20 protein-coding genes are annotated in these 20503 nt (G+C 69.4%); 4 read left to right on the plus strand and 16 right to left on the minus strand.

Annotated features, from left to right (window positions below):
• Positions 1–4 precede the first annotated feature (4 nt).
• The 10 genes from ACIBL3_RS31465 to ACIBL3_RS31510 all read right to left on the minus strand — a co-directional run bounded on the left by ACIBL3_RS31465 (position 5) and on the right by ACIBL3_RS31510 (position 8172).
• Positions 5–916, minus strand: coding sequence for a F0F1 ATP synthase subunit gamma (locus ACIBL3_RS31465; RefSeq protein ID WP_396357376.1), 912 nt, complete (start codon positions 914–916; stop codon positions 5–7).
• A 6-nt stretch (positions 917–922) separates the two neighbouring features.
• Entirely contained in the window at positions 923–2563 is a 1641-nt protein-coding gene (gene atpA, locus ACIBL3_RS31470; RefSeq protein ID WP_396357377.1) for a F0F1 ATP synthase subunit alpha, read from the minus strand.
• A gap of 89 nt (positions 2564–2652) precedes the next feature.
• Positions 2653–3450, minus strand: a complete 798-nt coding sequence (locus ACIBL3_RS31475; protein ID WP_396357378.1) for a F0F1 ATP synthase subunit delta — start codon at positions 3448–3450, stop codon at positions 2653–2655.
• The gene (locus ACIBL3_RS31480) at positions 3450–4022 is read right to left on the minus strand and encodes a F0F1 ATP synthase subunit B (protein ID WP_396357379.1); all 573 of its coding nucleotides are present in this window, start codon (positions 4020–4022) and stop codon (positions 3450–3452) included. Before ACIBL3_RS31480 ends, ACIBL3_RS31475 begins: the two co-directional genes overlap by 1 nt.
• Before the next feature lie 30 nt (positions 4023–4052).
• Positions 4053–4277 (minus strand): ATP synthase F0 subunit C, encoded by a 225-nt coding sequence (gene atpE, locus ACIBL3_RS31485; RefSeq protein ID WP_396357380.1) that lies wholly within the window; start codon positions 4275–4277, stop codon positions 4053–4055.
• Positions 4278–4362: 85 nt separating this feature from the next.
• The gene (gene atpB, locus ACIBL3_RS31490; protein WP_396357381.1) at positions 4363–5145 is read right to left on the minus strand and encodes a F0F1 ATP synthase subunit A; all 783 of its coding nucleotides are present in this window, start codon (positions 5143–5145) and stop codon (positions 4363–4365) included.
• 97 nt (positions 5146–5242) lie between these two features.
• Complete coding sequence (locus ACIBL3_RS31495; RefSeq protein ID WP_396357382.1) at positions 5243–5458, minus strand: hypothetical protein; 216 nt, start codon at positions 5456–5458, stop codon at positions 5243–5245.
• 123 nt (positions 5459–5581) lie between these two features.
• Positions 5582–6046, minus strand: a complete 465-nt coding sequence (locus ACIBL3_RS31500; RefSeq protein WP_396357383.1) for a hypothetical protein — start codon at positions 6044–6046, stop codon at positions 5582–5584.
• 204 nt (positions 6047–6250) lie between these two features.
• On the minus strand, positions 6251–7372 hold the full coding sequence (locus ACIBL3_RS31505) for a glycosyltransferase family 4 protein (protein WP_396357384.1): 1122 nt from the start codon (positions 7370–7372) through the stop codon (positions 6251–6253).
• A complete protein-coding gene (locus ACIBL3_RS31510) occupies positions 7372–8172 on the minus strand; it encodes an L-threonylcarbamoyladenylate synthase (RefSeq protein ID WP_396357385.1) in 801 nt (266 codons plus the stop codon). Before ACIBL3_RS31510 ends, ACIBL3_RS31505 begins: the two co-directional genes overlap by 1 nt.
• Before the next feature lie 119 nt (positions 8173–8291).
• Between ACIBL3_RS31510 and ACIBL3_RS31515 the strand changes: the two genes are divergently transcribed.
• From ACIBL3_RS31515 to ACIBL3_RS31530, 4 genes are all read left to right on the plus strand, one after another.
• Positions 8292–9308 (plus strand): adenosine deaminase, encoded by a 1017-nt coding sequence (locus ACIBL3_RS31515; protein WP_396357386.1) that lies wholly within the window; start codon positions 8292–8294, stop codon positions 9306–9308.
• A gap of 45 nt (positions 9309–9353) precedes the next feature.
• The gene (locus ACIBL3_RS31520; protein WP_396357387.1) at positions 9354–11765 is read left to right on the plus strand and encodes a BTAD domain-containing putative transcriptional regulator; all 2412 of its coding nucleotides are present in this window, start codon (positions 9354–9356) and stop codon (positions 11763–11765) included.
• Positions 11766–12021: 256 nt separating this feature from the next.
• Positions 12022–12750 (plus strand): hypothetical protein, encoded by a 729-nt coding sequence (locus tag ACIBL3_RS31525; protein WP_396357389.1) that lies wholly within the window; start codon positions 12022–12024, stop codon positions 12748–12750.
• Positions 12751–12753: 3 nt separating this feature from the next.
• Positions 12754–13662, plus strand: coding sequence for an endonuclease/exonuclease/phosphatase family protein (locus ACIBL3_RS31530; protein ID WP_396357390.1), 909 nt, complete (start codon positions 12754–12756; stop codon positions 13660–13662).
• On the opposite strand, the gene prmC is transcribed toward ACIBL3_RS31530, so the two are convergent.
• From prmC to thrC, 6 genes are all read right to left on the minus strand, one after another.
• Positions 13595–14422, minus strand: coding sequence for a peptide chain release factor N(5)-glutamine methyltransferase (prmC, locus tag ACIBL3_RS31535; protein WP_396357391.1), 828 nt, complete (start codon positions 14420–14422; stop codon positions 13595–13597). The two genes, ACIBL3_RS31530 and prmC, sit on opposite strands and share 68 nt — an antisense overlap.
• Positions 14419–15495 carry a peptide chain release factor 1 gene (gene prfA / locus ACIBL3_RS31540; protein WP_396357392.1) on the minus strand — a complete coding sequence of 359 codons (1077 nt, stop codon included), beginning with the start codon at positions 15493–15495 and terminating at the stop codon, positions 14419–14421. The genes prmC and prfA overlap by 4 nt, the downstream gene beginning before the upstream one ends.
• A gap of 87 nt (positions 15496–15582) precedes the next feature.
• Complete coding sequence (gene rpmE, locus ACIBL3_RS31545) at positions 15583–15789, minus strand: 50S ribosomal protein L31 (protein WP_130387310.1); 207 nt, start codon at positions 15787–15789, stop codon at positions 15583–15585.
• 137 nt (positions 15790–15926) lie between these two features.
• Positions 15927–18092 carry a transcription termination factor Rho gene (gene rho, locus ACIBL3_RS31550; protein ID WP_396357393.1) on the minus strand — a complete coding sequence of 722 codons (2166 nt, stop codon included), beginning with the start codon at positions 18090–18092 and terminating at the stop codon, positions 15927–15929.
• A gap of 354 nt (positions 18093–18446) precedes the next feature.
• A complete protein-coding gene (thrB, locus tag ACIBL3_RS31555; RefSeq protein ID WP_396357394.1) occupies positions 18447–19415 on the minus strand; it encodes a homoserine kinase in 969 nt (322 codons plus the stop codon).
• A 22-nt stretch (positions 19416–19437) separates the two neighbouring features.
• Entirely contained in the window at positions 19438–20502 is a 1065-nt protein-coding gene (gene thrC / locus ACIBL3_RS31560) for a threonine synthase (RefSeq protein WP_396357395.1), read from the minus strand.
• Position 20503: the final 1 nt, after the last annotated feature.

The raw sequence follows: 20503 nt of genomic DNA on the forward strand, positions 1-20503 counted from the left end.
TCTCTCACTCGCTCCCGGCGGTCGCGTCGGCCAGCGCACTCGCGCCACCGACGATCTCGCTGATTTCCTGGGTAATTTGGGCCTGGCGGGCCTGGTTCAGGTCCCGCGTCAGCTTCTCGATCAGGTCCTGCGCGTTGTCCGTCGCCGACTTCATCGCGCGCTGCCGGTTGGCCAGCTCGGAGGCCGCCGCCTGCAGCATGCAGTAGTGGATCCGGCTCGCGACGTACTTGGGCAGCAGCGCGTCCAGCACGTCCTCGGCGGACGGCTCGAACTCGTACAGCGGCAGGACGTCGTCGGCCGCCGGGGCCTCCTGGCCCTCCACGACCTCCAGCGGCAGCAGCCGGATCACGTCCGTGCGCTGGGTCAGCATCGACACGAACCGGGTGAAGACGATGTGGATCTCGTCCACGCCGCCCTCCTCGGTCGGGGTCAGGAAGGCCTCGATCAGCGCGTCGGCGATCTCGCGGGCCCGGGCGAAGCTCGGGTTGTCGGAGTCACCGGTCCACGACTGCGCGATCTCGCGCTGACGGAAGGTGTAGTACGCGAGGCCCTTGCGGCCGCTGATGTACGGGACGATCTGTTTCTCTTCCTCGCGCAGCAGCGTGTTCAGCCGCTCACCCTCGCGGATCACGTTGGACGAGTAGGCGCCGGCCTGGCCGCGGTCGGAGGTGATCAGCAGCACCGCCGCCCGCCGCGGGTTCGGCTTCTCGGTGGTCAGCGGGTGGTCGACGTTCGAGAACGTCGCCACCGCCGACACGGCACGGGTGAGCTCACGCGCGTACGGACCGGCCGCCTGGGCGCGTTGCTGCGCCTTGACGATCCGGGACGCCGCGATGAGCTCCATCGCGCGGGTGAGCTTCTTGATCGTCGAGACCGAGGCCTTACGCTCGCGAAGCTCCCGCAGACTGGCTGGCACGGTTGATCAGCCCCGCTTCTGCCGGACGATCTGCTCCTGCTCGACGTCCTCTTCGTCCATCGCCTCGGCCGGAGCCTCGTTGCCGGCCAGCAGCTGGCCGTCGGAGGTCTGGAAGGTCGGCTTGAACGCGTCCAGCGCCTCGGTCACGGCCGCGGCCGCGTCGTCGTCGAACTGGCCGGACTCACGGACGGAGTCGAGCACCTTGCTCTCCCGCCGCAGGTAGTCGAGGAAGTCACGCTCGAAGCGGAGCACGTCGTTGGTCGGTACGTCGTCGAACTTGCCCGTCGTGCCGGCCCAGATGGAGACCGTCTGCTCCTCCACCGGGTACGGCGAGTACTGCGGCTGACGGAGCAGCTCCACCAGCCGCTGACCGCGGTCGAGCTGGCGGCGCGAGGTGGCGTCGAGGTCGGAGGCGAACATCGCGAACGCCTCCATCGCGCGGAACTGGGCCAGGTCCAGCTTCAGCGAGCCGGAGACCTTCTTCATGCCCTTGACCTGCGCGGCGCCGCCGACCCGGGACACCGAGATGCCGACGTCGATGGCGGGGCGGATGTTGGCGTTGAACAGGTCCGACTGCAGGAAGATCTGGCCGTCGGTGATCGAGATGACGTTGGTCGGGATGAAGGCCGACACGTCGTTCGCCTTGGTCTCGATGACCGGCAGACCCGTCATCGAACCGCCGCCGAGCTCGTCGGACAGCTTCGCGCAGCGCTCCAGCAGGCGGCTGTGCAGGTAGAAGACGTCACCCGGGTACGCCTCGCGGCCCGGCGGGCGGCGCAGCAGCAGCGACATCGCGCGGTACGCCTCGGCCTGCTTGCTCAGGTCGTCGAAGACGATCAGCACGTGCTTGCCCTGGTACATCCAGTGCTGACCGATGGCCGAGCCGGTGTACGGCGCGACGTACTTGAAGCCGGCCGGGTCGGACGCCGGGGAGGCGACGATGGTGGTGTAGTCCATCGCGCCGGCCTCTTCCAGCGCGCCGCGGACGGCGGCGATGGTCGAGCCCTTCTGGCCGATCGCGACGTAGATGCAGCGGACCTGCTTCGTCGGGTCGCCGGAGTCCCAGTTGGCCTTCTGGTTGATGATCGTGTCGATCGCGATCGCGGTCTTGCCGGTCTTGCGGTCGCCGATGATCAGCTGGCGCTGGCCGCGGCCGATCGGGATCATGCCGTCGATCGCCTTGATGCCGGTCTGCAGCGGCTCGCGGACCTCCTGGCGGTCCATCACGCCGGCCGCCTGGAGCTCGAGCGCACGGGTGCCCTCGAGGTCCTTGATCTCGCCGAGGCCGTCGATCGGCTTGCCCATCGGGTCGATGACGCGGCCGAGGTAGCCCTCGCCGACCGGCACCGACAGGACCTGCCCGGTGCGGCGGACCTGCTGGCCCTCCTCGATCCCGTCGAACTCACCGAGCACGACGACACCGATGTCGCGGACGTCGAGGTTCAGCGCGATGCCCTGGGTGCCGTCCTCGAACTCGAGCAGTTCGTTCGTCATCGCCGAGGGCAGGCCCTCGACGTGCGCGATACCGTCGCCGGCGTCGACCACCGTGCCGACCTCTTCCCGGCTGGTTTCGGCCGGTTGGTAGGTGTTGACGAACTGATCCAGGGCGTCCCGGATCTCCTCCGGCCTGATCGTGAGCTCAGCCATTGTGTTTCCTGCTTCCTTTGACCCTTGCTGGCCTGTTGTGGCCCTAAAGGCGTTCCGACCCTTAGCGCCGCTTATGTCGTTAAGAGCCGTCAGCCCGCGATGCGCCGTTGCGCTTCATCGAGCCTGGCCGCGATGGTTCCGTCGATCACTTCGTCGCCGATGTCCACCCGGACGCCGCCGACCACCTCGGGGTCGACGATCACGTTCAGCTGGATCTCCCGGCCGTACTGCCGGCCGAGCGCCTCGGCCAGCCGGGTGCGGTCGGCCTCGGACAGGTCGGTGGCTACCCGCACGGTGGCGATACTGGCGTTGCGCCGGGCCGCCGCGGCGACCTGGTACGAGCGCAGCGAGGCGGCGAAGCTGCGGCCGCGCCCGTCCACCGCCCGCTCGGCCAGCCGCACCGTGGTGGCGTCGGCCTTGGACTGCAGCAGTCCGCGGATCAGCTCCTGCCGCGGCGCCAGCGGGATGTTGCGGTCGCTCAGCTTGTCGCTGAGGGACCGCTCCGCCGCGACCACCCGCTCCAGCCGGAACAGCTCGTCCTCGACGTCGTCCAGCCTGCGCCGGTTGTCGGTGGCGGCCATCTCGGCCTCGACGCTGAGCTGGTCCAGCGCGTCGCCCAGGTCGCGGCTGCCGACCCAGCGGCCGGACACCGCGGCGGTCAGGATCTCCAGCGCCTGGGCGGAGATCTTGCCGCTGAACAGCTGCTGGACCAGGCCGGTCTTCGAGTCGACCGGCCGGGCCGGGTCGGTCAGCGCGCGCCGGAGCGCGCCGTTGCCGTCCAGCACCTTGGCCACCGAGAACAGCTCGGCGCCCAGGCCCTCGGAGACGGTGACACCCGCCAGGGCCTCCTCGGCCCGGGCGAGTGATTCCTGCGACGCGCCGCGCATCAGCCGTCCGTTCCGACGGCCTGACGTGCGGACTCCGACGCCTCCAGGTCGGCCAGGAAGCGCTCGACGGTGCGGCGCTGACGCGCCTCGTCCTCGAGCGACTCACCCACGATCCGGCCGGCCAGCGTGGTGGCCATGTGGCCGACCTCGCTGCGCAGCGAGGCGACCGCCTGGGTCCGCTCGGCGTCGATCTGGGTCCGGGCGTGCGTCACGATGCGCTCGGCCTCGGCGTTGGCCTGCTCACGCATCTCCGCGATGATCTGCGCACCCTGCTCGCGCGCGTCCTCACGGATCTTCGCAGCCTCCTGGCGGGCCTCCGCCAGCTGCGCGTTGTACTTCTCCAGGGCGGCCTTCGCCTCGGCCTGGGCCTGCTTGGCCTCGTTCATCCCGCCTTCGATCGCCTGCGTCCGCTCGGCGTAAGCCTTCTCGAACTTGGGAACGACGACCTTGGCGAAGGCGATGGCCAGCAGGACCAGGAAGACGAAGCCGAAGATGATCTCAGCGGTGTGCGGCATCAGCGGGCTGGGGCCCTCGGCCGCCGCCTCCGTGAGCGGGAGCACTAACGTCGTCATGTCTGGGTCCTGTCAGTCAGGGGGAACGGGTCAGCCGCGGAAGACGAAGGCGAGGGCGATACCGATGATCGCCAGAACCTCGGTCACGCCGAAGCCGATCCAGGCGATCGACTGCAGCTTGCTCTGGGCCTCAGGCTGCCGGGCGGTCCCGTTGATCACAGCGGCGAAGATCAGACCGACGCCGACGCCCGGGCCGATCGCGGCGAGGCCGTAGCCCAGAACTGCGATGTCGCCGGTGATCTCGAGAGCAGTCATTGCAGTGTGTTCCTTTCGGTACGGATAGGGGCTATCCGGGTTTCCGTTACTACGGGTCTGTGGGTACTGCGTTGCGGTGGTGCGGTCAGTGCTCCTCGGCGATCGCGCTGCCGATGTACTGCGCGGTCAGCACGACGAAGATGTAGGCCTGGATGCACTGGACGAACAGCTCCAGCCCGGCGATCGCCAGGCCCATCAGCAACGTGATGACGCCGACACCGGCCAGCGCGATGCTGCCGGAGTGCAGCAGCATGTACTCGCCGCCGAGCACGAACACCAGCAGCAGGATGTGGCCGGCGAACATGTTGGCGAACAACCGCAGGCTCAGCGAGATCGGCCGGACCAGGATGTTCGAGATGAACTCGATCGGGATCATCAGCGGCATCAGCCACATCGGCACCCCGGCCGGCATCGTCTGCAGCTTGAAGTAGCCCAGCACGCCGTGCTTGCGGATACCGGCGGCGTTGTAGATCACCCAAGTCATGATGGCCGCGACGTAGGCCCAGCCGACGTGGCTGAAGGTCGGGAACTGCACGCCCGGCACCGACGCGGCCACGTTGTTCAGCAGGATGAAGAAGAACAGACCGGTCAGGTACGGCACGTACTTCATGTACTCGGCGCTGCCGATGGCGTCCCGGGCGATCGAGTTGCGGACGAAGTTGTACCCGAGCTCACCGGCGAACTGCAGCTTGCTCGGCACCACCGCGGCCTTGCGTGACGCGCCCCAGAAGAACCAGATGATCACGACCACCGTGAGCGCGCCGACCAGCACCGGCTTGGTGAACCACTCGACACCCGAAAAGATGGGCGGAAGGTTGAAGTCTTCTGGACCGGGTGGGTTGAACTCGGTCGAAACGCCGGCGATCACCGGGTCTCCTCTCGCGTCGTGCTCAAGTCGGACGCCTTGTGGCAAAGGGCAGGGCGGCTCAGGGCATGGCGGTCAACAACGTCAGACCCGGCAGGGGTCAGGACCGCGACCCGTACCGGAAGTGCAGCAGCAAAACGGTGAGCCCGGCACCGAGGACGATGCCCACCGGAAGCAAGAACTGGGTGCCGAGCAGGCGATCCAACCCGAACCCGATGCCGCCGTACACCACGACACCGCCGATCAAGTAGGACAGGACCCGCCAGCCGTCGCCCGCGTTCGGGGGTGATGGCTTCGGATCCTGATGCTCGCTCATTGGCACCCGAAAGGTACCAGGAGGCAACAGACCGGGTCACATCGGCACCCGTAACCTGCGCCACAGCAGGGCCGTGCTGGATGATGAACTCGCTCCGCTCGTTCAAGGCCTTACCGAGGGTGCTCATGCGGTCACTTCCCCATCCAGGTCGTAGATCGGGATCCGCAGCCGGGACCAGGCCCAGATCTCGCCGGCCATCCAGCCCATCACGACCACCAGCGCGCTGATGCCGAGCACGGTCAGATTCACGTGCGTGGCCAGGCTTTCGGAGTTCAGGGCGAGGGCCAGCAGGCCACCGAAGATCGCGATCCGGCCCGTGTACGACGCCATCGCGATGGCGAGCTGCGTCGTCGGGGAAGTCCGCCGGGACAGATGCAGCGCGAGCAGACCCGCGCCGGAGAAGACGACCACCATCACCAGACCCAGCAGTGCGCCCCACAGACCCGCGGTGCCGGCGGCGACGGTGGAAACGGCCGTCGCGTTGACGCCGACCACGAGCGCGGCGACGAGAGCGCCACGCAGCATTGCCAGCGCCGGGTGCCTGGTTGCCTGGCCGGCGACTTTCGGACTCTGAGCCGAGGAAGCCATCTGGTGGTTCCGTCCTGCTGGCGACCGGGTCTCGCGGCTCGGTCGTCGGGTGGGCGGGGTCAGGGGTGTCGCTGTTCTTTGCTGGTGCTTGTGAAAACTAGCACAAAGTCTGCACGGTCAGCAAAACGAGTCCCCTGCCGCTGTACAGCCACACCCTATCGCCAGGCCACATGACCAAGTGGTCTGGTCCCGGGTAGAGCGTGCTCAGACCTTGGCGAGGGGTTTGCGGGCGCGGCGGCGCGGGAGGCCGGTGGTGAGGACGACCGCGGTGACGGCGACGGCCAGGACGATGAGGGCGGTCCACCAGAACAGGACCAGGCCGAGTACGACGACGCCGTACGCGATCAACGCGGTCCAGAGGTACATCAGGAGGACGGCTCGGCGGTGGGAGTGGCCGCGTTGCATGAGCCGGTGGTGGAGGTGGAGCTTGTCGGCGGCGAAGGGTGAGCGGCCGGCCTTGGTACGACGTACATAGGCCATCGTCAGGTCGAGCGCCGGGATCGCCAGGACCGCGATCGGAAGGATCAGTGGGAGCAGGGCGGGCAGCAGGCTGGAGCCGCCGACCTCGTAGGGCACCGCGTTCGGGTCCATCTGGCCGGTCAGACTGATCGTCGAGGCGGCCAGCATCAGGCCGATCAGCAGGGCGCCGGAGTCGCCCATGAAGACCCTGGCCGGGAAGAAGTTGTGCGGCAGGAAGCCCAGGCAGGCGCCGGCCAGCGCGACCGTGATCAGGGTCGAGGTGGTCGCCCGGTCGAGGTTCTGCTCGACGTTCAGCAGGTACGAGTACGTGAAGAATGCGGTCGCGCCGATCGCGGTCACACCGGCGGCCAGCCCGTCCAGACCGTCGACGAAGTTCACCGCGTTGCAGGACACCAGCAGGATGCCGGCCGTGAGTACTGCGAGTTGCGCGGGCGGCGGCGAGACGACACCGCCGGGCAACGGCAGCCAGTACAACTGGATGCCCTGGACAACCATCACGCCGACGGCGAGCACCTCGCCGGCCAGCTTGGTGATCGCGTCCAGCTCGTACAGGTCGTCGACCACGCCGACGGCGCAGATCACCACGCCGCCGATCAGGATCGCGCGGGCGTCGTGGGCGACCTGCAGGCTGTCGCCGAGGAACGGCAGGCTGGAGGCGACCGCGAAGCCGGCGATCAGGCCGCCGAGGATGGAGATACCGCCGAAGTACGGGATCGGGACCTTGTGCACGTCCCGGGCCCGGACCTTCGCGACGGCGCCGTACCGCAGTGCGATCTGCCGGGCCACCCCGGTCAGCAGGAACGTCGTGGCCATCGCCACGAACAGAACCAGCAGGTACTCGCGCACTAGTCGGCAGGCCTCACATCAGGATCGTTCGGCTTCTTCTTCTCGTCATCATCATCCTTGACCGCAGCAACCGGCTCATCGTCCTTGGCTGCCACAACCGGTTCTTCGTCCTTGGACGCTTCGAGTGGTTCTTCGGTTGGCTTCTTCTCGTCAGTATCGAGGTCCGAGGTGACTTCAGGTACGACGGCTCGCAGCTGGGCGAGTGACAATGCGCCGAGGCGTACGACGTGGGGTGTGTCGCCGGTGATGTCGACGATGGTCGACGGCTGGCCGCCGGTCGCCGTACCGCCGTCCAGGTAGACCGCGACCGAGTCCTGCAGCTGCTCCTCGGCGTCGTACACGTCCAGCGCGGCCGGCTGACCGCTGAGGTTGGCCGAGCTGACCGCGAGCGGTCCGGTCCGGGACAGCAGCTCGCGCGTGTTCTCGTGGTCCGGCACCCGCAGCGCGACGGTGCCCTGGGTCTCCCCCAGGTCCCACATCAGCGAGGTCTGCGCGTGGCAGATCACCGTCAGCGGCCCGGGCCAGAACTCCTGGCAGAGCTTGCGTCCGGAGTCGGGGACGTCGGTGGCGAGCGCGTCCAGCGACTCGACCACCGAGATCAGGACCGGCGGTGGCATGTCGCGGCCCCGGCCCTTGGCGTCCAGCAGCCGCTGGACCGCGTCCGCCTTGAAGGCGTCCGCGGCGATCCCGTAGACGGTGTCGGTCGGAAGGACGACCAGGTCGCCGGCCTCGATGGCGTCCACGGCCGCGCGGTAGGCCGGTGCCAGCTCGTCGCCGGTGAAGTCGAAGCGCTCACTCACGCACCGAATCGTGCCACTCACCGCCCCACCCGCTCCACTCGGGCTCCCGCAGCGACGACTTGACAAATGATTGTCAGCTTCCCGGCACGTCCACCCAGAACGTCCTTAGGATCCCGGACATGACTGTGTCGCGGGATTTCCTGACCGGCCTGCCGAAGGCCGAGCTGCATGTCCACCACGTCGGATCCGCCTCGCCGCGGATCGTCGCCGAGCTCGCCGCCCGCCACCCCGAGTCGCCGGTGCCGCCGGACCCGGCCGCGCTGGCGGAGTACTTCGAGTTCGACGACTTCGCGAAGTTCATCGAGATCTACCTGACCGTCGTCGACCTGATCAAGACGCCCGACGACGTCCGGCTGCTGACCTACGAGATCGCCCGCGAGATGACCGCGCAGAACCTGCGGTACGCCGAGCTGACGGTGACGCCGTACACCTCGGTGGCCCGCGGGATCGCGGCCGAGGCGTTCTGCGAGGCGATCGAGGACGCCCGGATCGCGGCCGAGAAGGAACTCGGCATCACGCTGCGCTGGATCTTCGACATCGCCGGTGAGGCCGGGCTGCCGGCCGCCGACGAGACGCTGCGGATCGCGACCAAGATCCGGCCCGAGGGGCTGGTCGGGTTCGGTCTCGGCGGTCCGGAGATCGGCGTACCGCGGCCGCAGTTCCAGCCGCACTTCGAGGCCGCCATCGCCGAAGGGCTGCGCAGTGTGCCGCACGCCGGGGAGACGACCGGGCCGGAGACGATCTGGGACGCGGTCCGGGTGCTGAAGGCCGAGCGGATCGGCCACGGTACGTCGACCATGCAGGACCCGGCCCTGGTCGACTACCTGGCCGAGCACCGGATCCCGCTCGAGGTCAGCCCGACGTCGAACATCGCCACCCGCGCGGTCGCGTCGTACGACGTCCACCCGCTGCGCGCGATGGTCGAGGCCGGCCTGGTCGTCACGATCAACTCCGACGACCCGCCGATGTTCGGCACCGACCTCACCAACGAGTACGCCGTCGCCGCGCAACTGCTCGACCTCGACGAGACCGGCGTCGCCGAGCTCGCCAAGACCGCGGTCCGGGAGTCCTTCGCCGACGACTCGGTGAAGAACGCCCTCCTCACCGAGATCGACGAGTACGCCGCGACGACCTAGACAACCGTTTGCCGGTGGCCCCGTCTGCGCGCCAGACTGCGCAGTGTGACCGGATCGCTGCGGATCGAGCTGCTCGGGCCGCTCCGCGTCGAGGTGGACGGACAGGTCGTGGAGGCCTGGCCACTCCGGCAACAGGCTGTGCTGGCGGTCCTTGCACTGCGAGCCAACCGGACCTGTACGGCGGAAGAGCTGTTCGACGCAGTCTGGGCGGACCGGCCACCGGCGAGCGGCTTGAAGGTGTTGCCGCCGTACATCTACCGGATCCGTAAGGCACTCGGAGTGGACGGTCTGCTCGAGCGGACTCGCGACGGCTACCAGCTGCGCCTCCCGACTGGGTCCGTCGACGTCGACGACTTCGAGGCGGCCGCCGAGCAGGCTGAGGCCTCCCGCTCCGATGGTGACGTCGATGCTGCGGCGGCCGCCTACACGCGGGCGCTCGGCCTGTACCGCGGTGAGCCGCTCAGCGGCCTGCCCGGCCAGTACCTCGCGGCCCAGCGGGTCCGGCTGACCGAGCGCCGCTACAAGGTGCTGAGCGACCGGATCGACCTGGACCTCGAGCGCGGTCGCCACACCGCAGTCGTAGCCGAACTGGTGGCCGCAGTGGCCGACCGTCCCCTGGACGAACGGCTTGCCGGTCAGCTGATGCTCGCCCTGTACGCCGGCGGCCGCCAAGCCGAGGCGCTGACTGTCTACGCCCGGACGCGCGACATCCTGGTCGAACAGCTCGGAGTCGAACCAGGCCCGGAGCTGCGAGCCACCCACCAGCGCGTGCTCCGCAACGAGCCGCAGCCCCAGCAGACGCGAGACGAACTCCCCTACCAAGACGCTGCATTCGTAGGCCGGGAAGGAGCGCTGGCGGCAGTCGTCGCGGCGCTGACACCCACTGTCCGGTCCGCTCCGCCAGTCGTCGCCATCGACGGCATGGGCGGCACCGGCAAGACCGCACTGGCTGTCCGCGCCGCCCGCGAGCTCGCCGACGCCTATCCGGACGGGCTGCTCTATCTACCGCTCCACGGACACACACCAGGCCGACAGCCGCTAGCAGTTGCGGCAGCGTTGGATCATCTGCTCGGCAGTCTGGGCGTCCGCCCCGACCGCATCCCCCGCGACCCCGACGAGCAGGCGGCGAAGTGGCGGTCGGAGGTGGCGGGTCGACGCGTGCTCGTCGTACTGGACGACGCACTGAGCAGCGAGGTAGTCGAGCCACTGTTGCCGGGCACGCTCAGCTGTGGCGTGATCGTGACGAGCCGGCGCCAGCTCACCGGGATCGACGCCGGCACTCGGCTCCCCCTCGCCGTACTGGACGAAGTGGATGCCGAGACGCTCCTCGCACAGCCCGTCCCCGGACCGGAGCTGGCCTCGTCACAGCAAGGACTGGCCTGGGGCGACGTTGAGGCCGGCAACGTGCTCGCCGCCGTACAGCGGGCCGCAGCCGACGGCTGGGACGAGCACAGCTGGCTGATCGCCGCCGGCTTCGCGCGGTACTTCCACGAACGCGGCCGGGTCAACGAGCGCGAGACTCTGCTCGCGCTCGGTCTCGAGGCTGCGCGCCGGCTGGGCGATCCGGTGGCCCAGGCGACCGTGCTGCACGTGCTCGGGATCTTCAGCAAGGTGCAGTCCGGGCCGAAGGTCAGCCTGGGGTACCTGCGCGCGGCCGTCGAGCTGTTGCCGGACGACGCCGACCCGGTGCTGCGCATCCAGGTGTTGATTGCCTTCGGCAACACTATCGGCATGATCGACCCAGGGGCGGAGTCGACCGCGGCGCTGACCACCGCGCTGGAACTGGCGCGGTCGATCGGCGACGACCGGATCGCCGGTCACGCCCTGACCGAGCGAGCGATCAAGGAGGCCGCCCGGCACGACTACCGCCAGGCCCTGGAGTCGTACAAGCTGGCGATGGCGATCGCACGGGCGCAGGACGACCAGACCCTGCAGCCGCACATCCACAACGGGACCGCCGAGGTGCTCAATGCGCTCGGTCATCCGGACGAGGCCATAGAGACGGTCCGGCAGGGGCAGGAGATCGCCGACCGGGTCGGCATGCGGCACAGCCAGTCGGACGCGCTGATCCAGCTCGGCAACGCGCACCGTGCATTAGGCCGCCTGGACGAGGCGCTGGACCTGCATGAGCGGGCGCTGAAGGTGGCCATGGAAGTCCGCTCCCGATTCTCCATCGACGAGTCACGCATCGAGCTGGGCTACAGCCTGCTGGCCGTCGGCAGACCGGACGAGAGTCGTGCGATGTTCGACGCGGTCCTGCAGGACTCGCAGGCGGAGCATCAAGCGCTCACCGCCGCGCGAGTGCTCGAAGGACTTGCCTCGGTCGCGGAAGCGGCTGGCTCGTACGAGCAGGCAGGACCCTTGCTGGACGAGGCCCTGCAACGTCTGGGACACCTGACCCCGCTGTACGCCGCCGAGCTGCGACAGCGCCGTACTGCGATCACACGATCGGCCTGACTGGGGTTCTGACGGCGAGCGTGGTTCCCTAGGCGGGGTGCGCAGCGTTCCAGGGGTAGTGGCGGTGTTCGGGTTGTTGCTGGGCGTGGCAGCCTGCAGCGACGAGCCAGGGGCGGCAGCACCGGGTGCAGCCAGTCCCACGCCGTCAGCCAGTCCATCTACGAGCACTCCACTGCCGCCTCCACCGGCCCACGGTGACCTACCGCGCGGTGGGCGCGCGATCTTCCCGAAACACCAGCTCGTCGGGTACGTCGGCATGCCCGGATCTCCCGCGCTCGGCCCGCTCGACAAGGACCTCGACACGAAAGCGGCTCGGCTGGAGAAGCTGTCACGCGCGTACGCCGCCGGCCGCACGCCGCTGCCGGTGATGGAGCTGATCACGGTGGTCGCGAAGGCGTCGCCCGGCAAGGACGGGATGTACCGCGGCCGGATGACCGACGAGACGATCCAGGAGTATCTGACGGTCGCCCGCAAGCACCGGATGCTGCTGCTGCTCGACGTCCAGCCCGGCCGGGCCAAGATCCTGCCCGAGGTGAAGCGGCTCGAACGCTGGCTGAAGGAGCCGGACGTCGGACTGGCCTTCGACCCGGAGTGGGCGGTCGGGCCGAACCAGGTGCCCGGCCGCGTCTTCGGCCGGACAACGGGCGCTGAGCTCGACGGCATCGCGTCGTACCTCTCGGGGCTGGTCCGGACGCACAAGCTGCCGGAGAAGGTGTTCGTCTTCCACCAGCTGTCGCCGCGGATCGTGACCGGTGAGCCGGCGCTGAAGGAACATCCGGGTGTGGTGACGATCAAGTCGGTGGACGGGATCGGGGCCCGCGAGGACAAGCTGAAAACGTGGGTCAAGCTCACCCAGCGGCTACCGGCTGGGGTGCACGCGGGCTTCAAGCTGTTCCGGGTCGAGGACGCCCGGCACGGCCCGGTGATGACACCGGCGCAGGTGCTGGCGTTGAAGCCGCGCCCGGAGCTCGTCGTGTACGAATAGGGGATGCGGATCGCCTTCGCCAACGTCGCCGGTGGCCGGCTGGTCGATGACAACAACCGGTACGTCGACGCCGACCAGACCCACGTGTTCGGGACCGCGCTGGCCGAGCTGCAGCCCGACGTACTGCTCGTGACCGAGCTCGACTGCGACAGCGACCAGCTCGAGCGACTCGCGGCAGCGGCCATGCCCGGCCGGGCCGTGCATCCCCCACTGAGCGAACGCTTCTCCAACTCACACATCCCCGGCGTGGACCGGATCGGTGTCGGGATCGCGTCGTCGTACCCGATCACGGATCTCGGGCGGATCGACCTGCCGGATCCGCCGTTCGAGATGCTGCACTGGCGGACCGGTGAGCCACTCGACTGGCATGCGAAGGGGTTCGTGGTCGCCCGGCTCGATCTTGGCGAGCAAGGCACCGTCGACATCGCCGCCGGCCAGGTCTGCCCCGTCCACATGGCGCGCAGCGTCGACGGGGTCGAGTACACCTACAGCGAGGAGCCGGCCCGAAGCTACGGCAAGGAGATGACCGCGCACCTGGCCCGCGAGCTGGAGGCGCGCGGTGTGCGGCGGCTGATCGTCGCCGGTGACCTCAACATGCAGAACCCGCGCGACTTCTTCACCGAGCAACTCGGCTTGGTCGACGGCTTCAGCGATCCGCTGCCCGCGACCACACCCGACGGGCGGTCGATCGACCGGATCTTCACGTCCCCGAGCCTGGCCGTGGGCGACGTCGAGGTCGTGCGGTTGGCGGGCGCCGACCACTATCCGGTCGGGTGCCAGGTCACTGCACGGCCGTCTCAGGAGCGGGCGATCGGGATGATCCGTGAGCAGGATCTGGCGAGGCCTAAATCCGGCGGCCCGTCGCGAAGCGGTGGCGCCCGGCGAGGTCCAACTGGTCGCGGACCTCGGTGAACAAGCCGGTCGCGGCGAACACAGCCGGGGCCGACTCGCCCTGGACGTCCGCGTGCTCGCAGGCGAACCAGCCGCCGGGCTTCAGCAGCCGCCCGGCGGTGGCCGCGACGACCTTGATCTCGTCGAGGCCGTCGTCACCGGACCACAACGCCAGCGCCGGGTCGTGATCGCGGACCTCCGCGGTCACCGATTCCCAAGCAGTCAAAGGGATGTACGGCGGATTGGAGATCACCGCGTCGACCTGGCCGTCGTACTCGGGCAGGCAGCCGTCGATGTCACCCTCATGCAGGACAGCACCCGTCCCGGCCAGATTGCGCCGCGCCCAGACACACGCCTCCGCGGACAGCTCGACAGCATGTACGACGCTGTCCGGCCGCTCGGTCGCCACCGCGCCGGCGATCGCGCCGGAACCGGTGCACAGATCGACGACCAGCGGCGACTCGACGCCGGCCAGCTTGTCGAGGATCCAGCCGACCATCACCTCGGTCTCCGGACGCGGCACGAAGACACCGGGCCCGACGGCGAGTTCCCGGTAGCGAAAGGCCGCCGTTCCGGTCAGGTGCTGGAGTGGCTCACGGGCGGTCCGGCGGGCGATCAACTCGTCGTACGTCTGTCGCTGAGCGTCGGTCGGCTCCGCGAGGTTGAGGCGGCTGGACCCGGTGACGAAGGCGAGCAACTCGGCGGCGTCGAAGTCGGGTGAAGCGACACCCGCCTCCCGCAACCGAGCCGCCGCCTCGGCGACCAGGGCCTTCACGCTCACTTCGAGTCGACAGCCTCGAGGCGGGCGGCCAGGTCGGCGTCGGTGAGGGCCTGGATCACCGGCGCCAACTCACCGCCGAGGACCTGGTCCAGGTTGTGCGCCTTGTAGCCGACGCGGTGGTCGGAGAACCGGTTCTCCGGGAAGTTGTAGGTGCGGACCCGCTCGGACCGGTCGACGGTCCGGATCTGCGACCGGCGGGCGTCCGACGCCTCCTGGTCGGCGGCCTCCTGCGCGGCCGCGAGCAGCCGGGCCCGCAGCACGCGCATGGCCTGCTCGCGGTTCTGCAGCTGGGACTTCTCGTTCTGCATCGACACCACGATGCCGGTCGGCAGGTGGGTGATCCGGACCGCGGAGTCGGTCGTGTTCACGCTCTGCCCGCCCGGTCCGGACGACCGGAACACGTCGATGCGCAGGTCGTTCGGGTCGATCTCGACGTCGACGTCCTCGGCCTCCGGGAGCACCAGCACACCGGCCGCACTCGTGTGGATCCGGCCCTGCGACTCGGTCACCGGGACGCGCTGGACCCGGTGCACACCGCCTTCGAACTTCAGCTTCGCGTACGGCGCCTCACCCGGCTCCGGCGTGCCTTTCGCCTTCACCGCGACGGTGATCGACTTGTACCCGCCCAGGTCGGACTCGGCCGAGTCGAGCACCTCGGTCTTCCAGTTCTGCGACTCGGCGTACTTCAGGTACATCTTCAGCAGGTCGCCAGCGAACAGCGCGGACTCGTCACCGCCCTCGCCCGCCTTGATCTCGAGGATCGCGTCCTTGTCGTCACTCGGGTCGCGCGGGACCAGCAGCATCTGCAGCTTGTCCGCCAGCTCCTCACGGCGGGCCGCCAGCTTCGTGGCCTCCTCGGCGAACGCCGGGTCCTCGGCCGCGAGCTCCCGCGCCGCCTCGATGTCGTCGCCCGTCTGCAGCCACTCGTCGTACGTGCGGACGACCGGCGCCAGCGCGGCGTACCGCTTGCCGACGCGGCGCGCGTTGGCCTGGTCGGAGTGCAGCTCCGGATCGGACATCTGCCTTTCCAGCTCGGCGTACTCCGCCTTCAGCGTCTGGACCGCCTCGAACATCGCGCACTCCTCCCTTCGGGTCCCCTGGACATACACAAACCGCGCGCCGGTCCCGCACACATGCGGAACCGGCGCGCGGTGAGAAAGCTACTTCTTGGCGTACCGCTTCTCGAAGCGGGCGACCCGACCACCGGTGTCGAGGATCTTCTGCTTGCCGGTGTAGAAGGGGTGGCACTGCGAGCACACGTCGGCGTGGATCACGCCGTTCTCCGCGGTCGAGCGCGTGGTGAACGTGGCGCCACAGGTGCAGGTCACCGTGGTGTCGACGTACGTCGGGTGGATGTCGCTCTTCAAGGGATCTCCTAGGTTCAGGTGCCCCGGGTCGCCCGCGGGCGCGAGCGTGAACCGGAACCGACCAACTATTTTGCCATCCGCGACCGGTTTTCACCGAATCGAGGGGGTACGGCGACCGCCCGCACCCCCTGACCCGGTCAGTTGCCGTCGTCGGTGCTGCGGGCGCCGCCTGCGGACGGTGTGGTCTTGTTCACCTGGAGCAAGAACTCGATGTTCGACTTGCTCTCCTTGAGCTTGCCGATCAGCAGCTCCAGCGCCGCCTGCCCGTCGAGCGCCGACAGCACCCGGCGGAGCTTCCAGACGACCTGCGTCTCGTCCTTGCTCATCAGCAGCTCCTCGCGGCGGGTACCGGAGGCGACCACGTCGATGGCCGGGAAGATGCGCCGGTCGGCGAACTCGCGGCGCAGCCGCAGCTCCATGTTGCCGGTGCCCTTGAACTCCTCGAAGATGACCTCGTCCATCTTGGAACCGGTCTCGATCAGCGCGGTGGCCAGGATGGTCAGCGAGCCGCCGTCCTCGATGTTGCGGGCCGCGCCGAAGAACCGCTTCGGCGGGTACAGCGCCGAGGAGTCGACACCACCGGACAGGATCCGGCCGCTGGCCGGCGCCGCGATGTTGTACGCGCGGCCGAGCCGGGTGATCGAGTCGAGCAGCACGACGACGTCGTGGCCGAGCTCGACCAGGCGCTTGGCCCGCTCGATCGCCAGCTCCGCGACGGTGGTGTGGTCGTCGGCCGGGCGGTCGAAGGTCGAGGCGATGACCTCGCCCTTCACGGTGCGCTGCATGTCGGTGACCTCTTCGGGCCGCTCGTCCACCAGCACGACCATCAGGTGCACTTCGGGGTTGTTCGTGGTGATCGCGTTCGCCAGCGCCTGCAGCACCATCGTCTTGCCGGCCTTCGGCGGCGAGACGATCAGGCCGCGCTGGCCCTTGCCGATCGGGCTGACGATGTCGACGATCCGGGTGGTGAGCACGCCGGGCTCGGTCTCCAGCCGGAGCCGCTCGGTCGCGTACAGCGGGGTCAGCTTGTTGAAGTCCTGCCGCTGCTTGGCGATCTCCGGGTCCGACCCGTTCACGGTGTCGATCCGGACCAGCGGGTTGAACTTCTCCTTGCGCTCACCCTCCTGCGGCTGCTTCACCGCACCGGTGATCGCGTCGCCCTTGCGCAGGCCGTAGCGCTTCACCATCGACAGGGCGACGTACACGTCGTTCGGGCCCGGTAGATAGCCGCTGGTCCGGACGAAGGCGTAGTTGTCGAGCACGTCGAGGATGCCGGCCGCCGGCACGAGGACGTCGTCCTCGCTGATCGTCGGCTCCGGGTCGAACCGCTCGCCGCGGCCGCGGTTGCGGCCACCGTCACGACCGCTGTCGCGGCCGCCGGTCTGGTTGCCGTCGCGGTTACGGTCCCGGTCGCGGCCCCGGCGGCGCCGGCGACGGCCCTCGCCTTCCTCGCCGCGGTCGCTCTGGTCCTGCCGGTTCCGCTGGTCGCCCCGGTTGTCGGCACGGTTGTCGGCCCGGTTGTCGCCACGGCTCTGGTCGCCGCGGTTGCCGTCCCGGTTCTGGTCGCCGCGGTTGTCCCGGTTGCGGTCGCGGTTCTGCTCGCCGCGGTCACCCCGGTTGTCCCGGTTCTGCTCGCCACGGTCACCGCGGCTGTCCCGGTTGCGGTTCCGGTTGTCGCGGTCACCGCGGTCGTCCCGGTCCTCACCGCGGTCGTCGCCACGGTTGTCCGCCCGGCTCTCCGCCCGGTTCTCGGCGCGGTTCTCGGCGCGGTTCTCCGGGGCCTGCTCGGCCTTCGGCTCGGCGACGGCGGTGCCGTTCTGCGTGGCGACCGCGGCGGCCGGCGCCTCGGCGGCGACCACCGGCGCACTGGCAGCCGGTGCACTGGCAGCCGGTGCATCGGCGACCGGCGCAGCAGCGGTGTCCTTCTCGGCCACGCCGTTCTGCGCGGTGTCCTTGGCCGCGGCGCGGGTCCGGCGGCTGCCGCCCTCCCGCTTGGCCGGGGCCTTGGCCGCGGGCGCCTCGTCGGCACCCTCGTCCAGGGTCGGCTGGCTCGTCTTCGGGCGCGATCCGCCCGTCGAGCCACCCGCCTGGGCGGCCTTGATCGCCTCGATCAGCTGGCCCTTGCGCAGTGCGCCGGTGCCCTTGATGCCGAGCGTCCCGGCGAGCTGCTTGAGCTCGGGGAGCAGCATGCCCTCGAGGCCGCCTCCGGCCTTCCGGCGACGCGTCGCGGTGGTGGCCGCAGCGTCGGATCCCGGGGCCGACGAGGTGCCGGCTCCGCTGGAGGCTTCAACAGTTTCTGTCACGTGAGGTCCTTCCCACACGGATCGTCGATGACATGGAAGCCAATCGACCGTTTCATCACCCACGCCCTATGCGGTGTCAGCTGTTCCGACTGCGGCGGTCACGTGGGTACAAGAGGCTCTCGTTCGATCTGAGTCCCCCAGGACAGCTCCGGCGCAGGCGGCGCAAGTTCAAATCCACAGGAGGGTCGCCACACAACACAGGGTGCCGGGAGCACAGCCCGGATCGTGACGAGAGTTCACCGATCACCTGGAGGGGATCGGGTGAGTCGAGACTAGCACCACTACGGGTCTTTCTGCTGACTCGAGGGGTACAACGCGTGTCAGTCCCGACTCATTCCCGCACCGCTCAGCGGACTAGCCCGCTTCCATCGACCAGACCTGTACACCGACTGGATCGATCCCCAGGTCGTACCGCGTCCAGCCGTCCGGCGCCGGCGGCGCACCCCGGAAGAAGCCCTGACCTGCGGGTTTGCCCGTCGAGGCAGAGGTTCCATCAGGGCGGCCCAGTACGACGACGGTCGGCCCGGCGCCGCTCACGATCGCCGGCAGCCCGCTCCCCCGCAGCTTGTGCACCAGCGCCAGGCTCTCCGGCATCGCGGGCTCGCGGTACTCCTGGTGCAGCCGGTCCTCGGTCGCCGTCAGCAGCAACTCCGGCCGCCCGGTCACCGCCGCGACGAGCAAAGCAGCCTTCCCCGCATTGGCCGCCGCATCACTGTGGGAAACAACGCCTGGCAGCAGCCCGCGCGCCTCCTTGGTCAGCACCCGGTTGTCAGGTACATAAGCCACCGCCGCCAGACCGTCGACGGTCTGCAGCCGGACCGCGCGGCCTCCATCCCCTTCGTGCACAGCGCCTTCTGTCCAAGCGATTGTGAACCCACCGAGCGCGGCCGCGGCCACGTTGTCCGGATGCCCTTCGATCTCGTTCGCCAGTACGACGAGACGCTCTCGATCCAGCGGTGCACCGACCAGCCCGTACGCCGCCGCGAGACCGCCGACGATCGCCGCCGACGACGAGCCGAGCCCGCGGCCGTGCGGAATCCGGTTCTCGCACCGCAGCGTGAACCCGGGCACCGAGGCGCCCAGCGCGTCGAGACCGCGACGGATCGCCTGGACCACCAGGTGCGACTCGTCCAGCGGCACCTCGCCCTCGCCCGATCCGGTCACCTCGACCGTGACCCCGGATCCCCCCGGGGTGACGATCAGGTCGTCGTACAGGGTCAGCGCCAAGCCGAACGCGTCGAAACCGGGGCCGAGGTTCGCGCTCGTCGCCGGGACCCGGACCCGCACCTGGTCGCAGGGCCGGCGGTCGCTTGCGGCCTCCACTGCGCTCTCCACCGCCGGCCCGTCAGCTCAGGCCGGCGACGCGGGCGACGGCGTCGGTGTCGGCCGGGGTGACCGGCGACTCCTTCACCTTCGCGTGGTCGAGCGCGGTGTCGATGTCCTTCAAGCCGTGCCCGGTGACGGTGATCACGACGGTCGAGCCGCCGTCCAGCCAGCCTTGCGCCTTCGCGTGCAGCAGCCCGGCGACGCCGGCCGCCGACGCGGGCTCGACGAACACGCCTTCGTGGGCGGCGAGCTCACGCTGCGCGGTCAGGATCTGCTCGTCGGTGACCATCTCGATCCGGCCGCCGGACTCGTCCCGGGCGGCCTCGGCCAGCGTCCAGGAGGCCGGGTTGCCGACCCGGATCGCGGTCGCCGCGGTCTCCGGCTTCTCGACGATCGCCTTCCGGACGATCGGCGCCGCGCCCTCGGCCTGGAATCCCCACATGCGCGGGGTTTTCGAGGCGAGCTTGTCCTTCGCGTACTCCTGGTAGCCCTTCCAGTAGGCCGCGATGTTGCCGGCGTTGCCGACCGGCAGCAGGTGCAGGTCGGGCGCGTCGCCGAGCAGGTCGCAGACCTCGAACGCGGCTGTCTTCTGGCCTTCCAGCCGGACCGGGTTCACCGAGTTCACCAGCGCGACCGGGTAGTTCTTGCCGAGCTCGCGGACGATCCGCAGGCAGTCGTCGAACCCGCCGTCGATGGACACCAACTGGGCGCCGTGCACGATGGCCTGGGCCAGCTTGCCCTTGGCGATCCGGCCCGCCGGGATCAGCACCAGCGGGATCAGACCGGCGCGGACGGCGTACGCGGCTGCCGAGGCCGAGGTGTTGCCGGTCGACGCGCAGACGACGGCCTTGTCACCGGCCTGGGCGGCCAGCGAGATCGCGACCGTCATGCCGCGGTCCTTGAACGAGCCGGTCGGGTTGTTGCCCTCGACCTTGAGCCAGACCTCGCAGTTGGTCTGCTCGCTGAGCCACTGCGCGGCCACCAGCGGCGTCCCGCCCTCGCCGAGCGTGACCACGGGAGTGTCCGCCGACACCGGCAGCCGGTCCCTGTACTCCTCGATCACGCCTTGCCACTGGTGCGCCATT

Source organism: Kribbella sp. NPDC050124, assembly GCF_044460355.1.
Classification (GTDB): Bacteria; Actinomycetota; Actinomycetes; order Propionibacteriales; family Kribbellaceae; genus Kribbella.

What these genes read in the sequence shown, in the direction of transcription:
- atpA (WP_396357377.1), bottom strand. Translation starts at nt 2,563, where the DNA reads ATGGCTGAGCTCACGATCAGGCCGGAGGAGATCCGGGACGCCCTGGAT.
- ACIBL3_RS31475 (WP_396357378.1), bottom strand. Translation starts at nt 3,450, where the DNA reads ATGCGCGGCGCGTCGCAGGAATCACTCGCCCGGGCCGAGGAGGCCCTG.
- ACIBL3_RS31480 (WP_396357379.1), bottom strand. Translation starts at nt 4,022, where the DNA reads ATGACGACGTTAGTGCTCCCGCTCACGGAGGCGGCGGCCGAGGGCCCC.
- atpE (WP_396357380.1), bottom strand. Translation starts at nt 4,277, where the DNA reads ATGACTGCTCTCGAGATCACCGGCGACATCGCAGTTCTGGGCTACGGC.
- ACIBL3_RS31495 (WP_396357382.1), bottom strand. Translation starts at nt 5,458, where the DNA reads ATGAGCGAGCATCAGGATCCGAAGCCATCACCCCCGAACGCGGGCGAC.
- ACIBL3_RS31500 (WP_396357383.1), bottom strand. Translation starts at nt 6,046, where the DNA reads ATGGCTTCCTCGGCTCAGAGTCCGAAAGTCGCCGGCCAGGCAACCAGG.
- ACIBL3_RS31515 (WP_396357386.1), top strand. Translation starts at nt 8,292, where the DNA reads ATGACTGTGTCGCGGGATTTCCTGACCGGCCTGCCGAAGGCCGAGCTG.
- ACIBL3_RS31525 (WP_396357389.1), top strand. Translation starts at nt 12,022, where the DNA reads ATGCCCGGATCTCCCGCGCTCGGCCCGCTCGACAAGGACCTCGACACG.
- ACIBL3_RS31530 (WP_396357390.1), top strand. Translation starts at nt 12,754, where the DNA reads ATGCGGATCGCCTTCGCCAACGTCGCCGGTGGCCGGCTGGTCGATGAC.
- prfA (WP_396357392.1), bottom strand. Translation starts at nt 15,495, where the DNA reads ATGTTCGAGGCGGTCCAGACGCTGAAGGCGGAGTACGCCGAGCTGGAA.
- thrC (WP_396357395.1), bottom strand. Translation starts at nt 20,502, where the DNA reads ATGGCGCACCAGTGGCAAGGCGTGATCGAGGAGTACAGGGACCGGCTG.